Raw genomic sequence first — 24,512 nt, 5'->3', positions numbered from 1 at the left:
GGGCGATCTCCAAGGGGATTCATAGCTTTGATGTGGTATCGATACCATATGGTATCGATACCACATTCACATACATGGAGACAGAGCATGACCGAAAGCGAAACGGCAAAAGCCCTGCTGCCACTGATTGGCGGCTCGGAAAACGTATTGAGGCTCTCGCATTGCGCAACGCGGCTGAGGCTCGTCGTTCGCGACGGCGGCAAAGTCGACCACAAGGCTATCGGTGCGCTCGAAATTGTGAAGGGCTCGTTCAGCGGCGCGGGACAGGTGCAGATCATCGTCGGTCAATCGATGGTGGGCAAGGTGCACGACGCGCTGCATCAGTTGCTCGGCGAGCGGGCGGCCGCGTCGCTCGAGGCACTGAAACAGGAGGCGAATTCGAGGCAGAACGCCGCGCAGCGCCTTGCGCGCACGCTATCGAACATTTTCGTACCGATCATCCCGGTGATCGTGGCGTCGGGCTTGCTGATGGGACTGCTCGGCATGCTCAAGAGCAGCGGATGGGCGGCCGCCGACAGTGCTCCATTTCAAATCCTCGGCGTTTTCGCGAGCACCGCCTTCGTCTTTTTGCCGATTCTGATCGCATTCTCGTGCGCACGCGACTTCGGTGTTTCGCCGTTCCTGGCGGCAGCGCTGGCGGGAATCATGATTCACCCGGATCTTCAGAACGCGTGGACCCTCGGCAACGGCGTTCATGAGTACTGGAACGTATTCGGCATCGAGATTGCGAAAGTCGGTTATCAAGGCACCGTCTTGCCGGTACTCCTCGCGGTCTGGATGATGGGGTGGATCGAACGTGGCGTGAAACGCCTCGTGCCGAACAGTGTCGACCTGATTTTCACGCCGTTTCTCACGCTGCTCATCTCCGGAGCAATCGCGCTTACCGTGGTCGCGCCAATTGGACGAACGCTGGGCGACGGTCTGTCATTTGCCCTCCAGGCAATTTATCGACACGGCGGCGCGGTGGCCGGTATCGTGTTCGGCGGCCTCTATTCGACGATCGTCATTACCGGCATACACCACAGCTTCCACGCGATCGAGGCCGCCTTGCTCGCGAACCCTGAAATCGGTGTGAATTTTCTGCTGCCCATCTGGGCCATGGCGAACTTCGCGCAAGGCGGCGCCGCACTCGCCGTGTTCTTCACCACACGCGATCCCAAGATCCGGCAGGTGTCCGTTCCGGCGGCATTGTCCTGCCTGATGGGCATTACCGAAGCCGCCATATTCGGGGTCAACCTGCGCTTTTTCTGGCCATTCGTATTCGGCGCACTGGGCGGTGCCGTCGGCGGCGGCTGGGTGGTCGCGACGCATGTCGGAATGACGGGCATCGGCCTGACGGGGCTGCCCGGATTGGCCATCGTTCGCCCCGACAGCTTCTTCGAATATCTGATCGGCGGCGTACTCGCGTTCTCCATCGCGTTCGTGGGCACGTTGTTGCGCAGCGTGGGAGCGAAGATGCCATACGGGGAGATGTCCGGTGCATAACCCCCCCGTATTCGCATTCGTCGAAGATCGCTGGCGGCAGTCGTTTCATCTGTGCCCCCCGCGGGGGCTCATCAACGATCCGAACGGATTGATTCATTGGGGAGGCGCTTATCACGTCTTCTATCAATGGAACCCCGACGGCTGCGAGCACCTGAACAAGCACTGGGGACATGTGCGGACCACGGACTTCGTCCACTGGGAAGCGCTTCCGACTGCGCTTGCGCCGGACGCCGCCTATGACTCCCATGGCTGCTATTCAGGCTCGGCCGTCGATCTCGGCTACGCAATGGCGCTGCTGTATACCGGAAACGTGCGCGATGCGGCAGGCGATCGCTCGAGCTTTCAGTGCCTCGCGCTTTCATCCGACGGCATCCAGTTCGAAAAGCTCGGGCCCGTGATCGCCGGCGCACCGCCCGGCTACAGCGGGCACTTCCGCGACCCGAAAGTGTGGCGACAGCGCGGCGCGTGGCATGCGGTCATCGGCGCGCAGCGCGCAGCGGATTCGAAAGGCACTGTCGTGCTCGCGAGGAGCGAGGATCTGCGGGATTGGCGAATGATCGGCGAGTTGCTGAGACCAGAAGCGTCCTGCTACATGGTCGAATGCCCGGACCTGTTCGAGCTTGACGGCACAACCGTGCTGATCTGTTGCCGACAGACCGTGGACACGCGCAACGGCGTCATGAGCCGGGCCGATATCGCGAGCTATACGCTCGGCAACCTCGAACTCGACCGCGCCGAATTTGCGCATGGCGGCTTCCGCCCGCTCGATCGCGGATTCGACTTCTACGCGCCGCAAACGCTAAGGAGCCCCGACGGACGCAGGCTCATGATCGGCTGGATGGGACTGCCGCTGAGGCCCGAAACGCCGACGGCCCCGTTCGGCTGGACACATTGCCTGACGATGCCGCGAGAACTGGCGCTCGAACAGGGGCACCTGCGCCAGCGGCCGCTCAGAGAATTGACCGCCCTGCGCGGCGACGCGGTACGAATGCCGTCCATCCGCGTCGATGCCGGAGGAAAAGCCGCGTTGCCGCACGCACCCGGCGACGCCTGGGAGTTGGACCTGTCGTTCGACGCGGGCTCTGACGATGGCTGGACGCTGCATATCCTCGAGAGCGACGAGCAAGTGCTTCGCCTCGCCTATGACGGAAGCCGGCGCATGCTCGCGCTTGTCCGGCACTGCCCCGTGGCGGGACAGTTCGACGAGCGCAGCGAATGCGCATTCGAAGCGGGCGTGACACGCATTCAGGCGTTCGTCGATCGCAGCTCCGTCGAGATCTTCGTGAACGACGGCGAAGAAGTCTTCACCACGCGCTGCTATCCGTCCGGCGAAACTGCGGCGCCGTACCTCACCGCGAAACGTCCGCTCCGGCTTCACGCAATCGATATGTGGCCGATTCGGCACGTGCACGTCAGACCCGATCAGCGAACTCCAACAACGAAAAGTAAGCGGAGAGAAACATGACCTCGTGGCGCGTAATGCTGCTCACGATGGTATTCGCTTGCCCGTGCGAAAAAGCAATCGCAATGGAGCTCGGCGACGGTTTCGAATTCGGCGGTTACGTTCGCGCGGGTGTCGTATCCGAGCATGAAACGGATCGCGGAGGCGTCAACAAATATGCGCTCGGCTACGGTGCCGAGGAGTTCCGCCTCGGCAACGAAGGCGATACGTATGTGGAACTCGGTCTCAAGAAGACGTTTCGCTTCGATGGCGGCGTCCGGTGGTCAGCGGCCTACACGGCAACGTATTGGAACGACGGGGCGAACTTTCGAGGCCTGCGCGGCAATGGCGCCTATGTCGCCAAAGAAGCCTACGTGGCGACGAGCGGTTACCGCTTTTCGCCGTCGACGGAATTCTGGGCGGGGAAACGCTATATCGAACGCGAGGACGTTCACATCGTCGATCATTTCTTTTACAGCGTGGGCGGCCCGACGATCGACCCGGGAATCGGCGCCCACGACATTCCGCTTCCAGCCGGAGCCAGGCTGGGCATCAGCGTCTTTCGCAGCCAGCAGCGATTCAGCCCCACCGAAAATCGAGAGGACGCCACGCGTATGAATGTGGACGTCTACGACCTGCCCGTCGCGCGGGGGGGAAAGCTGCGCGTGATCGGCGAGGTCATGCATGGGCATTTTCCCGGCGGCAGCGGTGGAACGGCGCTAACGATCAAGTATGACCAGGCGGACTTCCCGCTGCGCGGCGTGACGAACAGCGTCTGGCTGCAGGGCAGCACGGGCTATGCATCGCTCGAAACGGGATTCGGCGCGTTGGAGAACCGCAGCGGCACGCACAGCGTGCGTGTCATCGATTCGCTCGGCTGGCAGCATGGCCGCTTTGGCGGGCAACTGATCGCCGAATATCAACGCGGACAGGACGAGCACGATTCCGGCAGCACCACCGGCACTTCCTTTGGCGGGCGGATTTCCTATGCGCTCGCCCGCCACGTGAAGCTGCTGTCCGAATGCGGCTGGACCACGCTGCGCGTCAATGGCGGCCCGCTCCAAAAGCTCGACAAATATACGGCAGCCCTCGCCTTCAGCACCGGCCCCGATCTGATGACCCGGCCGGAACTTCGTGTCTACGCGACGCACGTTGCCTGGAATCAGGCCGCGCTCGACGCGCAGGGCCCGGCCTGGGGTTCGTGGTCCGCGGACAGGCACGCCACCAACATGTTCGGCGTTCAGGTCGAAAGCTGGTGGTGACCCCATCGACCTGACTCTCATCGTTTCCATTTCCAGGAGTGGCATATGTCGACTCAGCAAACGCGAGTAAGCGTATTGGCCCCGCTGTCCGGCTCCATCGTGCCCATCGAGGACGTTCCCGATCCGGCATTCGCAGAGAAGATCGTCGGCGACGGGCTCGCGATCGACCCACGGTCGGATCTCGTGCTCGCGCCCATCGACGGACGCGTGATCGAATTGCATGCGTCGCGGCACGCCGTGGTTATCGAGCATTCATCGGGCGTGAAGCTCATGGTGCACGTAGGCATCGATACGGTCATGCTCAACGGCGACGGCTTCGATGTCCTCGTCGAACAAGGCGACGATCTGCGTGCCGGCCAGCCGCTGGTGCGCTTCGACTGCGCCTACGTGGCAGCCCGCGCGACGAGCACGCTGACGGAAGTCATCGTGCTCGACGACGAGGCGATATCGATCGAAAAGATGTCCGGGGCCGTCGAAGCAGGCAGGAGCGTCCTGATGACGCTGCATCTCGCCGCGGATGCGCCAGCCTACACGGAGGCGCCTCAGGACGGCGAATGGATCGACTCGCAGTTCGTGACGCTGCGCAACCCGTCGGGCCTGCATGCGCGGCCCGCCGCGGTGCTGGCCAGGGAAGCCCGACGCCACGACGCGCACATCGTGCTGTCGTGCGGCATGGCCGACGCCGACGCAAAATCGGCAATCGACGTGCTCGCACTCGCGACGCGGTACGGCGACGTCGTGCGCGTGCGGGCGCGCGGTGCCGACGCCGCGCGCGCGATCGCTACCTTGGAGCGATTGCTGCGCGACGGCTGCGGCGAGCGAGTCGGAGACGGCGCCGTCCTGGCGGTGGACGAGAGCGTGCCACCACCGGCGAGTGCCGCCGTAGCGGCGGAGCCAACCGTCGCCCGCGCGCTGCCGCCGGCCGACGGACGGCTCACGGGTGTACCCGCATCTACCGGGCTCGTGGTTGGCCAGATCGTGCAATGGCGTGCGCCGGACCTCGCGTTCAGCGAAACGGGAGGCTCGTTCAACGAAGAAAACGCGCGTCTTCTGACTGCGCTGCGGCTTGCGGCCGAGCAAATCGAGGCACTCGGCGCGACAGGCTGCGACGCCGACACCGCCGAGAGCGAGATCATGCATGCGCATCTCGCGCTGCTCGACGATCCTGCGCTGCTCGGCGGTGCGATCACCGCACTGCGCGGTGGCGCGAGTGCGCCCGCCGCCTGGCATCGTGCCTACGAATCGGTGGCAGGATGGTTGGCTGCCAACCCGCATCCGACCGTGCGCGAGCGCGCGCTCGACGTGCGCGACGTCGGCATGCGTGTGATGTCCTTGCTGAACAGCGTGCGCCGTGTCGCCTCGTCGATGCCGGAGCGGTCGATCGTCGTAGCCGCGGATCTGACGCCGTCGGATACCGTGTCGCTCGACCGGACGCGCGTCGTTGGCCTCTGTACCATATCGGGCGGCCCAACGAGCCACGTGGCGATTCTCGCTCGATCGATGGGCATTCCTGCAATATGCGGCATCGATGTATCGGTCCTGTCGCTCAGCAACGGCACGCGCGCCGTGCTCGACGGGACTGCCGGCACGCTGCAGATCGAGCCTGATGCAGCGATGCTGGCCGACGTCGAGCAACGGATGGCCGATGCGGCCGCAACCGCCCGGGTCCATGCACAAGCGGCCCATCGGGCCGGCGCCACGCGCGACGGACATCGTGTCGAAGTCGTCGCCAATGTCCGCGATGCTGCCGATGCGCAAGCAGCCGTGGCGGCGGGCGCCGAGGGGGTCGGGCTGCTGCGCTCCGAGTTCTTGTTCGAAGACCGGATGGAAGCTCCCGATGAAGACGAACAGTGTGCCGCGTATGGTGCCGTGATGGACGCACTCGGGCCACAGCGCAAGTGCATCGTCCGCACGCTCGATGTGGGCGGAGACAAGCCGCTTCGCTATCTGCCCCTGCCAAAGGAGAGCAATCCGTTCCTGGGCCTGCGCGGTATTCGCGTGAGCCTCGCCTACCCCGATCTCTTTCGAAGCCAATTGCGGGCCATGCTGCGCGCGGCGCCGGGCGGAAACCTTCATGTGATGTTCCCGATGGTCTCGGATCTCGACGAAGTCGTGGCGGCCAAGCGGATTTTGAGGGAGGAGCAGCAACGGTATGCCCACCCGGTAAAGATCGGCGTCATGGTGGAAGTGCCTTCCGCCGTCGCGATCATGGAGGCGCTTGCGCGCGAAGTGGACTTCTTTTCGATCGGCACCAACGATCTTGCGCAATATACGCTCGCGATCGACCGCGGCAACGCAAAACTGGCATCGCGCATCGACATGCTGCATCCCGCCGTGTTGAACATGATCGACCTGACGGTGTCCGGCGCGCATGCGCACGGCAAGTGGGTGGGCGTATGCGGCGCGATGGCTTCCGATCTGGCCGCGACACCGGTGCTCGTCGGCCTCGGCGTCAACGAACTGTCCGTGAGCATCCCCGCCATCGCTGCCGTCAAGGCGAGGTTGGCGGCTCTGGATTTCGGTGAGTGCCGCGAGCTGGCCACGCGCGTGCTGAAGCTCGGCACCGCGGCACAGGTGCGCGCGGCTATCGCGCGTTGAATGGGCCCCGTATGGGCGGGATCCACTCGCGCGCATGGGGCAAACAAGCGAACCGAGGCGGTTTCAAGCACGCCGTATTGATTAACCCTGGACCGCAGAATAAGCCTCGAATAAACCCCAAACAAACCCCGAATAAATCCTCAATAAAATCCCAAAAACCGATCGATCCGTTTTTATTCCGAATCCATAAAAATCCAGACACCGAAATTTATATTTCGCTCCAATACTGAATAAAACGTTCACGCGAATCCGCTTGCAATAGCTGTTTTCACACTCGTGGACCGACCGTCGCCCGCCCCCGGCCCCAAGCCACCGAACACCGGTGGCCGTGGGTGCCGCGAGCGCATGCCCTTAGCTTTTTCCGATCGAAGTTGCGCTTGTAGCGCGCCCCGCTCGGCTTTAAATCGGGTGCCGCCTTTTCGTTTCTCTGTTGAAATTTTTTATCGAGACCGTTATGAAACTGAGCAATATAATCAGCAGTTGTTTCACCGTACGCGCATCGAAAGAATCGAAAAAGCCTGCGGCTACCGAGCACAGCATGCTTCGCCCTGCAAAGCCGCGCACGGCAATCATCGTCGAGCAACTGCGCGCTCGCGAGCAAGACGGTGTACGGCAGGCGGGCAATGCAAAAGCTGCGCCGCGCGGCAGCCTGCAGCGGCTCTTCGACTCGATCCGCCATCCGCGCGCGGGCAAACACCGCGTATCGGCGCCTGCCGACGCCCGCGCGCAGCGCTTGCACGAACATTCGCGCGCCAGGCCGTCGTTCGACCTGAAGCTCGAGGGCGGGAAACTGCGCGTACGGCCGCTGCACCCCTCTTTTTCGCGCGAACAGGCACGCCGCCTGGAGCGAGAACTCAACAACAAGCAACGTCCGGTGACCGGCCTCGCATGGAACGACGCCACTCACGGCTATACGATCTTTCACAAGGACGGCCCACCACACTGGTTGGGAACAGTGGGCACGGCAATTCCCATCGTGGGGCTTGCACCGCACCATGCAGCCGGCGATCTGTCGACCCCGCCGCCCATCGGCCTCCTTGCGGGCGTGAGCGGGTCCGCCGACGGCGGATTGTGGCGCGCCCATCACGGCAAGCTGTATCGATGGGACGCGACGCGCAACGAATGGGAACCTGTACGGACAGCCGCGGACGAACACGGTCCGATCGAGTTGATCGGACGGCAGCTCGACGGGCACGCATGGGCTCGAGCGGGGTCGATGCTGCTGAAGCTCGGTGCCCATGGTATCGAAGCGCATCGTCTGCACGACGGCGGCCCATATTCGGCCGTATGCGTCGGGCCGAATGGCGCGCGATGGGCGCTCGATTCAGGCGGAAGACTATGCAGGCCCGACCAGCCTGGCGCAGCCCCCTGCACCATCGCGCTGCAGCTTTCCGACGGCCGCGCCGCATTCGAACCGATCGAGCTGGGTAACCCCGCCAAGCCCGCCGAGCGGGCTCGTGCCATCGATTTTCAACTGGCGCCGGACGGCAACACGGCGTTCCTGCGCGACGGTGCGGGGCACCTTTATCAAGCCGATCTACGTGGTTCAAACAATCGTTCCGGGCAGATCGTTGCGCGCCGGCTTCCGAATCCGATGCATCAGCCGGCCGCCCGCGAAGGCTGGCGCACCGATGCGTTGACCATGGCTCCCGATCGCGAAGGGCAGACGGCAGCGCTCCATGCGGTGTTTTCGAGCAGCAACGGACAACGCGTGACGGCCGTATGGGACGGTGAAGCCTGGAAGCCCCAATTCCATGTGGAACAGCCGCTGTTGCTGATCAACGACCGGGGCCTGGAGGAGGAGCCCATGTCGAACGTGGTCGACTACGGCAACGGCATCTCGCTGGGGATTTCCGAAGACGGGCATGTTCATACCCGGGAAGGCGAGCTCGGTTGGCAACCGCTGTTGATGGCGGACGGCCGGCGCGTGCCCGATCTCGTCGATCTGAAGCTCGGGCCGGCCGGGTTGAGCGATGCGAAGTCCATCTACGCACGTCAACAGGACCGCGACGGCCGCGCTCGAATACTCAAGCTGGATCTGGGGGGGGCGTTGGCCCGCCTGCCGGCGCGCGCGGGCGGCAGCCTGGTCGCATTGCCCGCGCAACGACATGTGAATCGCATTACCGCGATTGCACAGACGGACACACCGATGCTCGATTTCGCCGTCGACGGCAAAGACGTCGCCTATCACCTCTCGGGCAACCGTAGCGTCGTTCGTACCGCACCCGGCTCGCAGCCCCAACCATTGCCCGCATTGCCCGGCCGTGCACGGATCCAGCAGATCGCGGTTGCCGGCGACGGCGATCAGCTGTTCGCCCTCGCTCGTGGCCCCTTGCGGCATGGCGATGCACCGAGGATGCCCACGCTGTTCCGATTCGACAGGCAATCGGCCTCGTGGGTCAACTGCAGAATCAATGTGTCGTGGGACGATCCGCTGCATCTGTCGATCTCGAATCTGGGCACGCTGCAACTGGCGGTCGACAAACCCGGCGGCGAGCGCAAGCTGTATCGCCTCCTGCCCCCTGTCGGCAACGGGGACGCCTACCGGCTACAGGCGATCGGGCCGGACGAGGTGCCGGTATCGACGGCGTTGGTCGATGCGGCGCCAAAGCGGATTCGCATTCCCGGCACGGGTGCGTTCGCAACGGTCAGCCAGACTCGCGGCGGGGTCACCGAGTGGGGAAAGAGCCGTTTCTCGGCGGCGCTCGGTCATGCCGAGCGCGTGCTGAGCGCGCCAAAGGGGGCAATCGCGCGCATTCGCGAGGAACGGGACGGACGCGAGGATATGGCGGCCGAATACAGCGCAATGCGCACCATTCATGAAGCGCTCGACCGCCTGCTCGCGAGCGGCCATTTTCCGCTGCCGCCGGCGGCACAAGCGGACACCTTCGTTCGGCCTGCGCTCATCGAGGCCGAGGAACAAACGTGCGCATCGCTGCGTGACGATGCGCTGGCGGGCATGCTAGCCGAGCTGCAGCGCATCGGAGTGCGCGCAGGCGTGCTCGGTCCCGACCTCAGCCTTACCGCGAAGGCGGAAAAACGCCGGCGGGCGGCGGGCTCGGTGGAGCCGGACCCGCACGACCTGCTGCCGCGGATGATCGCCTGGTTCGCCGAGGCAACCGCGCGCGCCGAGGCGAATGCGCGGCGCGCGTCAACCGAGGGCACGAGTACCGATGCACCGATCTTTTCCGGCGCGGAACTCGGTCGCATGCGTCGTGTGCTGTCGCTGATGCAGCAGCTTCGCGATCATGGCTTGACGGTGCCGGACGCGGACCTTTCCTTGCCGCGCGACAATCGCCATGACGCCGCGATCACCGCCGGGGCCATCGGCCGTCATCTGCTTACGTTCGAACGCGCAACGCGGCTCGTTGCAACGGACGATGCCAAGGGACGGGCTGGCAACGCGGAAGTCGATATGGACCCCACGGCCGCTGCCGCGGCACTGAAACGCGAGGTATCCGGCGACAAAATCCTGCGCCTTGCGCGGCTCGGCTTCAGCGGCTGGCAGGATGCGGAAGCGCATTGGGAAGTCGTGCAGTCGTTCCGCAAAGAAATCGCCAAACCGCGTGCGCCGTTGGCTCGCAAGCTGAAGGAGAGCCTGGCGATCGAGGACGTGCGCCACACGGATGAAGTGGCCGTGAAACTCGCCGAGGCCATGAAGGGACTCAGCAACCGCTCGACGTTGTTCGGCATCGAATCGAGGGGCGCGTCGGTGGGCGCCACGGCGTCCGGTGCCGTATTCACGCGTGCCGGTGCATGGGGCTTTACGACCCTCGGGATCGACCGGACAACCATGGTAGGCGTCGAACGAACGGCCGACCAACTGAACGAGGGACCGCTCGTTGCATTTTTCGTGCGTCAATCGGTCAAGAGCGTGGCCACCGGCAGCGGATTCGGCCTCGACTTCAAGCCGCTCAATCGGGTGCTGGGTACGCGCGCCCAAGGGCAAATCCAGGGAACAGCGGGTCTGATGCACGGGAAAGGCGCAGCCATGCTGGTCCAGCCCAATGCCATCGACGAATTCTGCCGCCGGCTGTGCGACGCCAACGAAGATCCGGGCCGCGTACTGGAACTCGGCATCAACAGCGGGGCAATCGGCCTCGATATGCAAGAGAAACAAATCACTGTCGGCGCGACCGTGGGGGGGCTTGCGGGATACGGCGATCCGATCCCCGCGTTCGGGCCGCCTGCCGGCAACGCGGCGCACGCATTCCAGCAAACCGGGCTGCAACGCGGCTTTCTGGGCGGCAACGTCAGTTGGACCGCGCGCGACTTCCTCCTGAAGTTGCAGCACGCATGGGAGCCGATCTCGGGCTACGAATATCAGGGAGGAAGCGGCTGGACCGCCAATGCCTTCGCATCGCTCGTCGAGCAGGGCGGGCTTTTGCCGCATGTGAGCGACGCATTCACGCTGGTGCTGCGCTCGCTCAACGTCACGCTGATAGGCGCGAGCGTGGAGTGGTCGGGCGTCGAAAGCTTCAAGCGAACCCTGGACTGGAAAACGGCAACGCCCGTGCCGCCGGAAGAGTGGCAGCAGCTCGCCGAGCTCGCGAAGACGGTGTTCCCGTCTCATGCGATCGGGCACATGGGGGGGCCCAAGTTCAAGGACCTCATTCCAGCAATGCTCGAAGATGCCCGCACGACCTGGAGCGCCAGTAGCGAGCACGAGCGTGCTGCGTTTGTGCATCGCGCGGAGCAAATGCTGTTGCAGGATGCGCTCGCCGAGCGGGGACGCGCGATGTTGCTGCCGGGCGCAAAAATCGAAATCAACATTCCGAACGTCGACGCATTGAAAAAAGGCCAAAAGAGCAGCAAGGCGCACCGTTCGCTCGGGCCGGTCATGGAGTCGTCCGTCCGCGCGCGCGAATCGATTCCAGGCCTGGATAACGCCATGCGGGCAATGGCCAGGCTCGAAGGGACAAACGACACGCGCTTCGTATTCCAGATGGACCCCGGCTACATCAACGCTGTCAACCGGCAAATGCTCGAAGGCACGATGTCATGGGAAGAATTGAACGTGCTGGCGCGCACGATGCCGGCGCCCTACCGCCTCACGGAGATCTGCGCCAAAGACAGCGACACCAATCGCAGCGCGCTGTCGATCAATCCGCTGCCGGTGCTGGCGTTCAACGACAGCGCCGAGACATCGCGCTCGCTGTTTACCGCGGAGGCGCATCTGCGCTACGGCCTCGACGGAAGCATCATCGGCTGCGATCTGCTGCCGGGCGCGCAGCGCGCCGCGCGGGACCAGCCGCTGCTGCAACCGTTTGCTCGCGCGGACATCCACCCCGTGCGCCCCATGGTCGGGTCACTGCCGCCACAAGCACCGGATCTGCCTCAATTGAGGCGCTCGCAGTCGCACCCCACCCTGCGGCGGGACGGACGCGCGGCAAAACCGTTTGCTTCGCGAACCCGGTAGCGATCTGTCACGCGGCGCGCGCCGGCCGAACCATCGCCGCGCTCGCCCGCGGTAAGATGACTGCCTGCCACCCTTTTCGGACGTATTGCAATGCAAGTGCTGGTTGACGCGGATGCCTGCCCGGTTGCAGTGAAGGACATCCTCTTTCGGGCCGCGCGGCGTGTCGAAGTGTGCATCACGCTCGTTGCGAGCCAGTACTTGCGCACGCCGCCTTCCCGCTTCATCAAGGCGCTGCAGGTGCCGGTGGGCATCGACGCCGCCGACAATCGCATCGTCGAACTGGTGACGCAAGGCGATCTCGTCATTACGGCGGACATCCCGCTGGCCGCCGCCGTTCTGGACAAGGGCGGCCATGTCCTCGACCCGCGCGGAAGCTGGTTCACCGCCGAGAATATCCGGGAGCGCCTGACGATGCGCGAGGTAATGGATCAGCTCCGTAACTCCGGCGTGGCCACCGGCGGGCCCGCGCCTTACACGCCACAGGACAGCAAGGCGTTCGCCGGTCAACTCGATCGCTTTCTCGCGCGGTATTGCAAGCCGCCGGTAGCCGGCACGTGACCCCCGCTCAGGAATCCACCATAAACATGAGACGACTCTTCCTCGGTGCGCTGGCAGCCGCCTCTTTTGCCACTTGCGTACAGGCGCAGAGCAACGCGCCGGGCCCCCTCGCCACGCCCTCGGGCGCGCTGCAATTCGCGCGTGCAGATCGCGATTTCGTGGGGACGCTCGACACGCAGATCTTCGATCGCTTCGCCGCTTCCTCGCTCACACACTTCGACGACGATGGCAATGCAAGCGGCACCGTCATGCGCACGCTCGTGCAGACCGATTTCGGCCCGGTGTTGTACGACTTTCGCCGCCGTCCGCCGCTCGTGCAGCGGGCGGGCAAGCGCATGACGATCAAGCGCGTATTCTGGCAGGCCGACGAGGCCGTGATGCAAACCTCGCAAGGCTGGTTTCGACTCAAAGGGGGGGTGTTGACGAAGCTGCAATCGTCCAAAACGACATACCGTTGAGGGCCACGCCGTTATCCGATCGGGCGGCTGGCGGTCATAGCACCGCGACCGCTTCCACCTCGACCTTCAACCCGAAGTGCAGCGCTGCGGTTGGAACGACCGCTCTCGAAGGACGCGCTTCCCCGGCCCAGGCCGCATAGATGCGGTTGAATTCAGGCCAATTGCCGATGTCGTCCAGATAGACGCGAACCTGCACCAGTCGATCGATGCCGCTGCCCGCGGCGAGCACCGCATGCTCGACGTTGCGCAGCACCTGTTCGGCCTGCTCGGCGAAGGACCGGTCGGTCAGTTTCGCGCCATCCGCGGTAATGGGCAGTTGGCCTGAGACGAAAACGAAGCCGTTCGCCACCGTGACATGGCTATAGTGCCCGCCCGGCGCAGCCAGAGCGCGCGTGGCCGGATGCGTGGGCTGCTGCGAACGATGATCATCAGCCATGAATGCGGCTCCATACAGTAAGATCCCCAGCCGGCTGCTGGGCATGGTATTCGAGGAACCGAGCGCCCGTGGCGCACGCGTGGTGACAGCGTAAAGCACGTCCGTCACGCCTGCCGCGAAGAAAGCTTCCGCTGCGTTCGGCAAGGCGGCCGCTTTACACGGTGGCAGCCGGCTTTCGCCCGCAAGCCGCAGCCCATCCATGAAACGTGAGCGCCCCTACTCCTGCGAGCAACGTGATCGCAGCAACGGCGCCGCCTATCCACGGAGCACGCACCAGCAGCGAAAGCACGAGCACAGCCAGGGCGGCAAATACGATTCGCCACCCTTTGAGCGCCGCGTTCAGCGGCCTGACGCGATGCAGCACTGCGTCGCCGAGCGCAACGCCCGCGCTTGCATAGCCGACGAGGAGCAGCGCGGGATATATCAGCAGCACCACGATGCCGAGCGGCGCGCCGATCCCGGTCACGAGCAGCGCAATCCCGGCAACGGGCGTACACACGATCACGACGAACGCCAGCAGCAAATTCACGAGAAAGCGTCTGCCGGCTCTCTCGGACACGCGCGCGCAAAAGCCCGGGAATGCTGCGATCAGCACGGCGGCAAGCACCATCAGCCCGATCGTCCAGATCCAATGTCCGACCCGATACCACGCACGCGCAGGTGCCGCGGCACGATGCGTCATCGTTCGCTCGATACCGCCGCTCACGACGGCTTGCGGATGCTGCACGATCCGGTTCGGGCTGCGATAGTGCACCGCGCCGGCCACTCGCGCGTTCGGCCCGAGGACCACTTCGCGCCCGCGCGCCTCCACGTCGCCGCCCACCTTGCCGTCAATGTAGATGCGGCCGCCTGCCGCCTCGAGGTAGCCTTCGATGTCGCCGAGCACGTTGATCTGCCCACCGGCTGCACTCACGTTGCCCGCCACGCGCGCGCCCCGGCTTATGTCGACTCTGCGGCCCGCAATGCGGGCATTGCGGCCGATCGCAGCGTTCACGACGAGTTCGCTGCCTGCCGCGTAGAGGTTCTGGCCGGTATCGCCATCGACGAGGACGTTGCGCCCGGCGAGCACCGCATCGCCAGCCACCTTCGACGAGAGCACGACCGCACGGCCTGCCGCGATTGCGTCGCCGGACACCGGTTGCTCGATCTCGATGCTGCCGCCAGCGGCAAAGCGGTCGCCGCCCAGTTCGCGGGCGAAGCTCCGTTCCTCGTGCCCGGCTGCGGCGGCAACGTTGGACAATGCAACAAGCAATGCGAGGGATACGATGGCAATCCGGTGCATGATCGTGCTCCTTGTGTGCGCTCGCGTATCGAGACCCGTCTGTTCGATTTACATTCGCGCATGAAGAAATGTTCCCGCGAAACCCAAAAATCTTTCGCTGTACAAATCCTGCCACAGGCGTAGCATGAAACGGTCGATCGACCCGTGACGAGTTTCTTCGTCGCCCTGTCCTCTCCCGCGTAGCACATCTCGGTGTCATCGAGCACGTTCTCCGCCAACGGTCGAACAACGCAAGTGCTCGCGCCGGCACGGAATTCGCAAGTATTTCTTTTTTCTCCGTCTTGCCGCGTGATAAGACGGCTTCGGAGGCTTTATGACAACTACCGGTTTTCACCTTTACCGCGGGCTCGAAGTTTATCCGCTGGTCTATCCGCATCGCGCCACGGAACCCGGGCGCACACGCAACTACGACGAAGGATTCGATGCGGCCGTGCGTATCCAGGAGCCAAAGGACTCGTCCGATGCCCCGCGCAGCCGTGTTTTCCGGCTCGCTGCCAGCAAGCCGTTCCAGAGCGCGGGCGACGCGCGACGCGCCTCGATGGCTTATGCGGAGCACCTCATCGACGCGTGTCCGTCGAGCGCGAGCGTACTCGACAGCGAATCGGAAGTTCCGGCTGCGTAGCCGCAGCCCCCCCGACACTTGTCACCGGCGCGACGTGGGCCGGCAACACTGGAGGTTTCGAATGCGCAGGGATGATTTATTGGAGTGGATCAAGAACGATGGCGGCGAACTGGTGGACCGTTACCTGCCTTCGGGAGCCGAGGCGGAACTGGAGCGCGTGATTCGCGATCAGCGCCACGAGGTTCATACCGATGCGTTTTTGATGTTCATGTCGATACGTTCGCTGCTTCGCGAGCGCGGCATGCAGAGTTGCGAGTCGGACCGCGAGGCTGGAAAGATCATGGCGCAGTTGAACGCCTGATCGAGGGGAGCCGAAGCACGCCGGCGATCTTCGATACCGGCGCTTCAGCCGCGCGTATCGATCCAATCTTGCGCCCAGCGGTCGGAATGACCCAAGGCGTCGGCTTCGTTGTCGAAGTATCCGAGCGAGTAAAACTCGTAAAACGCGGGATGTGCAGCGATACCGGAGCGAGTCAACTTCAGGTTCGACGAGAAGTAGCCGTCGGGTAGCGCGTGCGCAGACGGCGAGACCGCGTAACCGCGGTAATGCCGGGTGGCAAGAATTTGCATTGTTTCCTGTAGAGAATGAAAAAACGAATAGGTGAACGCAATAAAAGACGGCCCGCCTCCGTGGAAGGCGCCGATGCGTTCGATCAAAAGGGGGAGCCCTGGATCAAGGGCGAGCGGACTACGGCTTAGACCTCGGACGAGGCCCAGGACATCGTAGAGACCTCAGAGCGGCGGGCAAGAACCCGCCGGCGCACCAACGAGAGCGAACGGCGTCCAACGCCGAGAGGCTGTGGACGCCGCTTAAGCTTACAGCGGCTTGATGTTCGTTGCCTGCAGACCCTTCGGGCCGCGCTTCGTTTCGAAGCTGACCTTCTGGTTCTCGGTCAACGTTCTGAAGCCGTCAGCCGAAATCTCGGAAAAATGCGCAAACAGATCCGCGCCACCGCCATCAGGCGTAATGAAGCCGAAACCCTTGCTTTCGTTGAACCACTTGACCGTACCGGTTTCCATGATGGATACCTCAAAAAATAAATTGATCACGCCCGCGTCGCATGGAAACGGGGAAGTTTCAAGGGGGAGAAAGAGAACACCGGGGACAGCGAACTCCGCGCAAATGGCGGACAAGAGACGAGCACCAATTGGACTTCCTGAATACTTCACCGCTAACGATACGCGGCTGGCTCGAAGGCGTCAATCGATTTCAACGAAATTGATGTAACAGCGGGAAACGATCGGAGGCCGCCGGCGATCTGCCGGGAAGTGGAGAAAGAAGCGCGATACCGGAATGGCCATCAGGCGTATAGTGCCAAGGTTGCTGCTGTCGGGCGCCGCATCGTTGGGACGCTCGACTGCCCGATGCCGCGGCGCGAAATTCATTCTTGGGCGCCAAAGGCGGAAGACCAGGGCCGAGAAGACCAGGCTCGAGAACAGAGAACGCCTGAGCCGAAGGCCCGCTGCTCCAGCCCGCATTTCCTCACTGTCCACTTACCGCTTCGACGGCGATACAGCGCAAGCCGTCGAAGGTATTCAGCCGATCCATCGCGCCACCGGCCGTTTGAAAAGGCGCTCGATGCTGCCCCGTTTCGGCCGCCCGGATCGCATCACCAGGAGAAAGATTGACTACTGTCACACTGAAGCCGAACGAACCGGTCGAAGTCGCGCTGCGGCGCTTTCGGCGCACTATAGAGAACACGGGCCTTATCAAGGAACTGCGGGCCAGAATGACGTACGAAACCCCCACCGCGAAGCGCAAGCGGAAAAAAGCGGCGGCAGTCGCGCGGTTGCGCAAGCAGATCAAACGCGCATCCCCGCCGAAGAAGCTTTATTGAGCCGGTAGCGCCACATTCGTCACCGCCGCGAGTGGGCCCGCTTGCCGGCCCACGGCGGCAGCGGCCCATCGGCCGCAGATAGCGGCGTATCGGCAGTATCGGCAACCACGTCGCTCGCTCTCCACGGCGCGCGCCGTCCAAGCAGCCGCGCCACCGCTGTGCTCCGCGCCCTTCGGCCGCCGCCGCAACTTGACTTCTCTCGCATTCGACGTAGTATACGCACCGCGTATATACCCCTATTTCGAAGCGAGGCTTCCGATGAATGTGCCCCAGCAGGCGTTCCTGCGCGATGCGATGCGCCGCATGAATATGACTCGGGACGCGTTCGCCACGCGTATCGGGGTGAGCCGCCGCGCATTGGACACATGGCTGCTGCCCGACGACTCCCAGGAGTCCCGCACGATGCCCGAGATCGTGGAACGCTTCGTCCGAGAGATCGTCGAGCGCGGACAGCCCAGCGACAAATATACGCACAGCGTAGAGCCCTCGCCGCTTTCGAGCCAAATCCTGTTCGAGGGCCGGCCACAGTTGGTTTCCGTCGACCAGTTCTCCTCGCGCGAAGCGGTGGAGGCGCTCTTTCGCGTGGCCGACATCATGCAGCCGATAGCCCGGCGCAAGAAAATCTCGCGCGTTCTAGAAGGCGCCGTGCTCGGCAACCTCTTCTTCGAAGCAAGCACGCGCACGCGTGTATCGTTCGGCGCGGCCTTCTGCCGCCTCGGAGGCTCCGTTTGCGACACGACCGGCTTCACGTTTTCGTCGATGGCAAAAGGTGAATCAATTTACGATACGAGCCGTGTGATCAGCGGCTATGTCGACGCGCTCGTCGTGCGACACCCCGAGCAAGGGTCCGTGGCCGAATTCGCACGCGCGACGAATCTGCCCGTCATCAATGGCGGCGATGGCCCCGGCGAGCATCCGAGCCAGGCGTTGCTCGATCTCTACACGATTCAGCGGGAGTTTTCACGGCTTGGCAAGATCGTCGACGAAGCGCATATCGCACTCGTCGGCGATCTCAAATACGGCCGCACCGTGCATTCGCTCGTGAAGCTGCTCGCGTTGTATCGCGGCGTGAAATTCACGCTGATATCGCCGCGCGCGCTCGAGATGCCGCAATACATCGTCGATCAGATTTCGCGCAACGGGCACGTGGTCGAGCAAACGAGCGAGCTGGCGGCGGGCCTGCGCGGCGCCGACGTCGTCTATGCCACGCGCATTCAGAAGGAACGCTTCACCGACGAATCGTTCGAAGGTTACACGCCCGACTTCCAGATCAATCAGGCACTCGTCGATAGCGTCTGCGGGCGCGATACGCTGATCATGCATCCGCTGCCGCGCGACAGCCGGCCCGGCGCCAACGATCTCAGCACCGATCTCAATCACGACCCTCGGCTTGCAATCTTCCGGCAGACGGACAACGGCATTCCCGTTCGCATGGCCATCTTCGCCGTGCTGCTAGGCGTCGAGAATCAAGTTCAGCATTCGATGCGCGACGCGGCGTGGAGGCCGCCCACGTACCTGGGCCCCGACGACGCGGTCTTTCACGGGATCGATTGAACGCCGGCAGTAAAACCATCGCCGGAACGGGCTCGCCCACACGTGCTGGCGGCAGGCCGTCAAAGGCTCCAGCCGCCGCGCGCTCCGGCACTCACAACAACGCTTTGCAAAGCGCCCGCGTCCGAGGCGGCATCGATCGCGGCCTCCATATCGGCGAACGCAAACACACGCACGTCCACGGCGTCGAGCGGTAATTGCCCCGAAGCGGCCAACGCCACGAGTGCGAGGTAATCGGCACGCGTGTACATGAAGTGGCCGATCAACTCCCAGTTGTTGCTCAGCAACTCACCGTACGGCACGGGCAGCGGCACCTGCATGCTGCCCATCAGCACCAACCTGCCGCCGCGGCGCAAGCTCTTGAGCGCGGCAAGCGTCGAATTCGGGTCGCGCGCCTGACCGACCATGTCGAATGCGAGATCGATGCCGCCTTGCGCCGCGTCGCGAATCGCGGCCGTGTCGCGGTCGACCTCGCCTGACAACGACACCGGCACCACCCGGTTGCCGCCGAGTTCGACGATGCGCGCGAGGCGCTGCGCGTTACGTGCGGTTGCGACGACACGGCGCGCCCCGAGCGCCAGCGCATCGAGCACCGCGGCCGAGCCGAACGCGCCGCCCGCTCCGTTCACGGCTACCGTCTCGCCGGCCGCCAATCGCCCCCGGCGCAAGCCGCCAAAGGGCACCGCGAACTTCGCCAAGGTGGTCAGACGCTCGGGCGAGTGCGCGCTCAGTCCGGCGAGCGGCACCAGCGTGGCGGCCGGGAACTCGGCCAGCTCGCGCCACGTGCCATGCGCAAACTCCTCGAGCAGACGTGTGCCGCCGGCCCCGACGGCCGTCAATCCAAGCAACGCCTGCGGCGGTTCGGGCACGGCCTCGTCGCTGACCCAATAAGGGCTCACGAGAACGCGCTGACCAGGCTCGAATGCGTGCACGCATTCGCCAACGGCTTCGATGCGGCCGATGCCGTTCGTTCCCGGCGAAAACGGACAGGGTGGATACGCGTACGGCAATCGGCCTTGAACGTAGCTGCGCGTATAGCTCAGCAGCGGCACGGCCTCCATTCTCACCAGCACTGCGCCGCGTCGCGGCGCAGGGGTCGGGACATCGCGCAACGCGAGCGGTCGCCCCGGTTCGTCGAGCATCCACGCTTTCATTTTTTCTCCCGTCGGATGAGCGCTCGGGCAAGTCTGCACGAGGCAAGCAACAGCACGGCGCCGGCTGGCGCGCCGACGAGCATAACCGACATATGCGTGCCCGACGATACCGATCGATGTCGCTACGGATACCCGTCATTCGGCGCCTGTCCACACCCACCGTACACGGGGTTCGACTCGGCGTTCAATGAGCCGGGGCATTCATTTTCCGCTTTCAAGCGGCCGTTCAGGCACCGCGCTTGCTCGCATCCGATACTGTTGCGAGCGCAAGCGAATGCGATGCGGTCGCATCGATCAACGGAGAAGCGACCGTCATGTCGAAACCGCCTTTTTCCGAGCGCGAGCGCGATCGAGCACCCGCAGCCGATATCGAACCGCAGCATACCGCTTCCCCTGCACGCCGCCGATTCCTCCAATCGGCCGCGGCGGTCGCGCTCGGAACAACGCCGCATCTGCGGGCCGAGGAATCCCCCATGAACCAGACCACCGCGCCGTTGCGCAGCGCTCCCCCCGCCGTGCGCGCCGCGCCTTCGCGCCCCGTCAAGCTCACGATCAATGCCAGACCCTATGTGCTGCAACTCGAGCCGCGCGTGACGCTGCTAGACGCGCTGCGCGACTACGCAGGTCTCGCCGGCACCAAAAAGGGCTGCGATCGCGGCCAATGCGGCGCATGCACGGTGCTCGCGAATGGCCGCCGGATCAACGCCTGCCTCACGCTTGCCGTCATGCACGAAGGCGAGTCGATCACGACCGTCGAAGGCCTCGCCCACGGCGATGCGCTGAGCCCGATTCAGCAGGCGTTCATCGAGCACGATGCGTTTCAGTGCGGCTATTGCACGCCGGGGCAGTTGTGCTCGGCCACGGCGCTGCTCGACGAGTTCGCCGAGGGTACCGCCAGCGTGGCCACGGGCGACGTACGGCGGCGCCCGCCCCAACTGAGTGCGGCCGAAATCCGCGAACGCATGAGCGGCAATCTGTGCCGGTGCGGTGCCTATCCGAACATTGTCGCCGCCGTCGCGGCGGCCCAGCGCCGCACCCGCGGCACTTGAATGCGCCGGCACGCCGGCGCCCGCTCAACGATTCTGGCAAGGACCCCCGATGGAAGCGATCTCGTACGAACGCGCGACCGATCTCGCCGGCGCATTGCGCGCGGGCGGCGAGCCGGGCGCGATGTTCATCGGCGGCGGCACGAACCTCGTCGATCTCATGAAAGGCGGCGTGGCCCGGCCAGCCAAGCTCGTCGACATCACGCACGTGGGCGGCGGGCTCGACTTGATCGAAACCCTGCCCGATGGCGGGCTGCGCATCGGCGCCCTTGTCCGCAACAGCGATGCGGCCAATCACGCACTCGTGCGAGAGCGCTACCCGCTGCTCTCCCAAGCCTTGCTCGCGGGCGCTTCGGCACAGTTGCGCAACATGGCGACGATCGGCGGCAATCTCATGCAGCGCACGCGCTGCCCGTACTTCTACGACATCGCGTTCGCGCAATGCAACAAGCGCCTGCCCGGCAGCGGATGCGCCGCCATCGACGGCCACAACCGCACGCACGCGATCCTCGGAGCCAGCGCCCAGTGCATCGCCGTCAATCCGTCCGACATGAGCGTCGCGCTGGCCGCGCTCGATGCCAGCGTGCACGTCGCGGGCGCGGGCGCGGGCGCGGGCGCGGGCGCGGGCGGAGAGCGTGCCATTCCGTTTGCCGAGTTTCATCGACTGCCCGGCGAGCGCCCCGATCTCGATACGACGCTCGTGGCCGGCGAACTCATCACGGCTGTTCATCTGCCCGCGCCGCAATTCTCCGACCATGTCCACTACCTGAAGATCCGCGATCGCGCGAGCTACGCGTTCGCCCTCGTCTCGGTGGCAGCGGCACTCGCGCTCGACGGCGCACAGGTGCCCTCGAACGTGCGCATCGCGCTGGGCGGGGTGGCGCACAAGCCCTGGCGGGCGACGCTCGCCGAGCGGATGCTCAAAGGCAGGCCGCTCACGGACGCAGCCTTGCGCGAAGCAGCGGCGGCCGAGCTGCGTCAAGCGCACCCGCTACGCGAAAATCGCTTCAAGGTCGCGCTCGCCGAACGGGCGATCGTCCGGGCCGTCAACTTGGCCGCCGGCCGCGGTGCCGCCGGCGCTACGGGAGTCGTCGCATGAACATAGTCGGTCAGCCGCTCGATCGCATCGACGGTGTGCTCAAGGTCACGGGACAGGCTCAATACGCCGCCGAATTTCCAGCCGGCAAGCTCGCGCATGCGGTGCTCGTCACGAGCACGATACCGCGCGGCCGGGTGGCCGCCATCGATGCAGCGCGCGCCGAGGCAGCACCCGGCGTGCTCTTCGTCATGACCTCGCGCAATGCGCCACGCTTGCCCGCAGAGGGCCAGGCGAAGGTGGCACCGCCCGCCTTGCGGCGCTTGTCGCTGCTTCAGGACGACGAGGTCCATTACGACAACGAGCCGATCGCCGTGGTGGTTGCCGATACGCTCGAACGCGCAACGCATGCGGCCGAGCTGCTGCGCGTGACCTATACGCAGGCCGCGCCCGCACTCGATTTCGTTCGCGGCAAGGCGGGTTCGCACGCACCCGCCTCGATGATCGGCGGGCCCGCCGACACGAAGCGCGGCGACTTCGATGCGGCTATGCGTGCGGCACGCCTACGCGTGGATGGGCTCTACACCACGCCGATGGAGCATCACAATCCCATGGAGCCTCACGCGGTGCTGGCATTGTGGGACGGCCCGCAACTCACGCTGTACGACACCACGCAGGGTGTGAGCAACGCCCAGCGCGCGGTGGCCACGCTGCTCGGCATGCCGGCCGAACACGTCCGCGTGATATCGCCTTTCGTCGGCGGCGGGTTCGGCTGCAAGGGCTCCGTCTGGTCGCACGTGGTGCTATGCGCGATGGCCGCCCGCGAGGTGGGACGCCCCGTGCGACTCGCCCTCACGCGCCCTCAGATGTTCGGCTCCGTGGGAGGGCGCCCGCGCACGGAGCAACGCATCGCGGTGGGCGCGCGAGCGGACGGCACGATCACGGCCTTGCGTCACGACACGCATGCGAACACGTCCACGATGGAGGACTGGACCGAGACCTGCGGTGTGGTCACGCGCATGCTCTACGCGGTGCCGAATCTGGTCACGACACATCGCCTCGTGTCGTTGAACGTCGGCACACCCACGTTCATGCGCGCCCCAGGAGAAGCCACGGGCTCGTTCGCGCTCGAATCGGCAATGGACGAGCTCGCGTATGCCCTGAAGATGGACCCGGTCGAGTTGCGTCTGAAGAACCATGCCGATGTCTCGGGGCAGGAAGGCAAACCTTGGTCGAGCAAGCAGTTGCGCGAATGCTATCGCGTGGGAGCGGACCATTTCGGCTGGAGCCGGCGCCCGCCCACCCCGCGTTCGCTGCGCGAGGGCAACACGTTCGTCGGTCTCGGCATGGCCACGGCCACGTACCCCGCCCGCCGCAGCGAGGCATCGGCCATGGCGCAGATCCTGCCCGACGGCACGGCCACCGTTGTCTCGGGAACGCAGGACATCGGCACGGGCACCTACACCGTCATGACGCAGGTAGCCGCCGATGCACTGGGCTTCCCGCTCGAGCGCGTGCGGTTCGCTCTGGGCGATTCGACGCTGCCGCACGCGCCGGTGTCGGGCGGGTCGCAATCGGTCGCAAGCGTCGCACCGGCGGTGTACGAAGCTGCCAGCGCCGCGCGCGCGAAACTCATCGAGCTGGCGCGCGCCGACGAGGGCTCGCCGCTGCACGGCATGCCGGCCGACGAATTGACCGTCGTCGACGGCTGGGTGGTGAGCCGCGTGCGTCCCACGCAGCGCGACCCCGCAGCTGCGATCCTCGCGCGCGCCGGCTCGCGCCCGATCGAGGCCAGCGCAACGGCGCGCAGCGGCAGCGAACATGAGCGCTTCGCATTCGATTCGTTCGGCGCCGTATTCGTGGAGGCCCACGTCGATGCGGATCTTGCGGTCGTTCGCGTGCCGCGCGTGGTCGCCGTCTACGACGTGGGCCGTCTGCTCAACGCGAAGACCGGCCGAAGCCAGCTGATGGGGGGCATCGTGTGGGGCATCGGCGCCGCGCTCGAGGAAGAGAGCGTGCTCGACGCACGCTACGGGCGCTTCGTGAACGCCAACCTTGCCGAATATCACGTGCCGGTGAACGCGGATATCGGCACGATCGACATAACCGTGCTCGATGTCCCGGATTATCAGTTCAACGTGCTCGGCGCACGCGGCATCGGCGAGATCGGCATTACCGGCGTAGCCGCGGCGGTGGCGAATGCGGTCTACCACGCCACAGGCGTGCGCGTACGCGATCTGCCTATCACGCTCGATAAGTTGATGACGCGGGCGACGGTCTGACGCTTGCGGTGTCGCTCCTCGCACCGCACAATCGACGGCACGCT

At 64.8% G+C, this 24,512-nt stretch carries 19 protein-coding genes; 14 read left to right on the top strand and 5 right to left on the bottom strand.

The window, feature by feature from the left end; all coding sequences use genetic code 11:
• Positions 1–87 precede the first annotated feature (87 nt).
• The 7 genes from U0034_RS28495 to U0034_RS28465 all read left to right on the top strand — a co-directional run bounded on the left by U0034_RS28495 (position 88) and on the right by U0034_RS28465 (position 13,221).
• Complete coding sequence (locus U0034_RS28495; RefSeq protein ID WP_085227368.1) at positions 88–1,485, top strand: sucrose-specific PTS transporter subunit IIBC; 1,398 nt, start codon at positions 88–90, stop codon at positions 1,483–1,485.
• Positions 1,478–2,950, top strand: a complete 1,473-nt coding sequence (locus tag U0034_RS28490; RefSeq protein ID WP_085227369.1) for a glycoside hydrolase family 32 protein — start codon at positions 1,478–1,480, stop codon at positions 2,948–2,950. The genes U0034_RS28495 and U0034_RS28490 overlap by 8 nt, the downstream gene beginning before the upstream one ends.
• Positions 2,947–4,188, top strand: a complete 1,242-nt coding sequence (locus U0034_RS28485; protein WP_085227370.1) for a carbohydrate porin — start codon at positions 2,947–2,949, stop codon at positions 4,186–4,188. Before U0034_RS28490 ends, U0034_RS28485 begins: the two co-directional genes overlap by 4 nt.
• A gap of 45 nt (positions 4,189–4,233) precedes the next feature.
• On the top strand, positions 4,234–6,786 hold the full coding sequence (gene ptsP, locus U0034_RS28480) for a phosphoenolpyruvate--protein phosphotransferase (protein ID WP_085227371.1): 2,553 nt from the start codon (positions 4,234–4,236) through the stop codon (positions 6,784–6,786).
• A 538-nt stretch (positions 6,787–7,324) separates the two neighbouring features.
• Entirely contained in the window at positions 7,325–12,205 is a 4,881-nt protein-coding gene (locus U0034_RS28475; protein ID WP_139831150.1) for an AvrE-family type 3 secretion system effector, read from the top strand.
• 90 nt (positions 12,206–12,295) lie between these two features.
• On the top strand, positions 12,296–12,763 hold the full coding sequence (locus tag U0034_RS28470; RefSeq protein ID WP_085227373.1) for a YaiI/YqxD family protein: 468 nt from the start codon (positions 12,296–12,298) through the stop codon (positions 12,761–12,763).
• A 26-nt stretch (positions 12,764–12,789) separates the two neighbouring features.
• The gene (locus U0034_RS28465) at positions 12,790–13,221 is read left to right on the top strand and encodes a hypothetical protein (protein WP_085227374.1); all 432 of its coding nucleotides are present in this window, start codon (positions 12,790–12,792) and stop codon (positions 13,219–13,221) included.
• A 34-nt stretch (positions 13,222–13,255) separates the two neighbouring features.
• Here U0034_RS28465 and U0034_RS28460 read toward each other — a convergent pair whose 3' ends face one another.
• Both U0034_RS28460 and U0034_RS28455 read right to left on the bottom strand, forming a co-directional pair.
• Positions 13,256–13,657 carry a RidA family protein gene (locus tag U0034_RS28460; RefSeq protein WP_085227669.1) on the bottom strand — a complete coding sequence of 134 codons (402 nt, stop codon included), beginning with the start codon at positions 13,655–13,657 and terminating at the stop codon, positions 13,256–13,258.
• Positions 13,658–13,811: 154 nt separating this feature from the next.
• Positions 13,812–14,939: a bactofilin family protein gene (locus U0034_RS28455; protein WP_233211885.1), complete on the bottom strand. Its 1,128-nt coding sequence runs from the start codon at positions 14,937–14,939 to the stop codon at positions 13,812–13,814.
• Between the two features lie 313 nt (positions 14,940–15,252).
• On the opposite strand from U0034_RS28455, the gene U0034_RS28450 reads away from it, so the two are divergent.
• Both U0034_RS28450 and U0034_RS28445 read left to right on the top strand, forming a co-directional pair.
• Entirely contained in the window at positions 15,253–15,561 is a 309-nt protein-coding gene (locus U0034_RS28450) for a hypothetical protein (RefSeq protein ID WP_085227375.1), read from the top strand.
• 61 nt (positions 15,562–15,622) lie between these two features.
• Positions 15,623–15,862, top strand: a complete 240-nt coding sequence (locus U0034_RS28445) for a hypothetical protein (protein ID WP_085227376.1) — start codon at positions 15,623–15,625, stop codon at positions 15,860–15,862.
• A gap of 44 nt (positions 15,863–15,906) precedes the next feature.
• Here the strand turns inward: U0034_RS28445 and U0034_RS28440 are convergent, their stop codons facing one another.
• Both U0034_RS28440 and U0034_RS28435 read right to left on the bottom strand, forming a co-directional pair.
• Complete coding sequence (locus U0034_RS28440) at positions 15,907–16,218, bottom strand: hypothetical protein (protein ID WP_386092349.1); 312 nt, start codon at positions 16,216–16,218, stop codon at positions 15,907–15,909.
• Positions 16,219–16,377: 159 nt separating this feature from the next.
• The gene (locus tag U0034_RS28435) at positions 16,378–16,581 is read right to left on the bottom strand and encodes a cold-shock protein (RefSeq protein WP_085227377.1); all 204 of its coding nucleotides are present in this window, start codon (positions 16,579–16,581) and stop codon (positions 16,378–16,380) included.
• A 605-nt stretch (positions 16,582–17,186) separates the two neighbouring features.
• Between U0034_RS28435 and rpsU the strand changes: the two genes are divergently transcribed.
• Entirely contained in the window at positions 17,187–17,399 is a 213-nt protein-coding gene (gene rpsU, locus U0034_RS28430; RefSeq protein ID WP_085227379.1) for a 30S ribosomal protein S21, read from the top strand.
• A gap of 258 nt (positions 17,400–17,657) precedes the next feature.
• Positions 17,658–18,953, top strand: a complete 1,296-nt coding sequence (locus tag U0034_RS28425; protein WP_085227380.1) for an aspartate carbamoyltransferase — start codon at positions 17,658–17,660, stop codon at positions 18,951–18,953.
• A 59-nt stretch (positions 18,954–19,012) separates the two neighbouring features.
• On the opposite strand, the gene U0034_RS28420 is transcribed toward U0034_RS28425, so the two are convergent.
• Positions 19,013–20,104, bottom strand: a complete 1,092-nt coding sequence (locus tag U0034_RS28420) for a zinc-binding dehydrogenase (RefSeq protein ID WP_085227381.1) — start codon at positions 20,102–20,104, stop codon at positions 19,013–19,015.
• A 314-nt stretch (positions 20,105–20,418) separates the two neighbouring features.
• On the opposite strand from U0034_RS28420, the gene U0034_RS28415 reads away from it, so the two are divergent.
• From U0034_RS28415 to U0034_RS28405, 3 genes are read left to right on the top strand one after another with little or no spacing between them, the layout of a single operon-like run.
• Positions 20,419–21,153, top strand: a complete 735-nt coding sequence (locus U0034_RS28415) for a 2Fe-2S iron-sulfur cluster-binding protein (RefSeq protein ID WP_085227382.1) — start codon at positions 20,419–20,421, stop codon at positions 21,151–21,153.
• Positions 21,154–21,202: 49 nt separating this feature from the next.
• Positions 21,203–22,249 (top strand): FAD binding domain-containing protein, encoded by a 1,047-nt coding sequence (locus U0034_RS28410; RefSeq protein WP_085227383.1) that lies wholly within the window; start codon positions 21,203–21,205, stop codon positions 22,247–22,249.
• A complete protein-coding gene (locus U0034_RS28405; RefSeq protein ID WP_085227384.1) occupies positions 22,246–24,468 on the top strand; it encodes a xanthine dehydrogenase family protein molybdopterin-binding subunit in 2,223 nt (740 codons plus the stop codon). The genes U0034_RS28410 and U0034_RS28405 overlap by 4 nt, the downstream gene beginning before the upstream one ends.
• Positions 24,469–24,512: the final 44 nt, after the last annotated feature.

Origin of the sequence: Trinickia caryophylli, from assembly GCF_034424545.1 — a bacterium.
Lineage (GTDB): Bacteria > Pseudomonadota > Gammaproteobacteria > Burkholderiales > Burkholderiaceae > Trinickia > Trinickia caryophylli.
The sequence above is the reverse complement of the archived record's forward strand: the minus strand, read 5'-3'. Positions and strand labels throughout refer to the sequence as shown.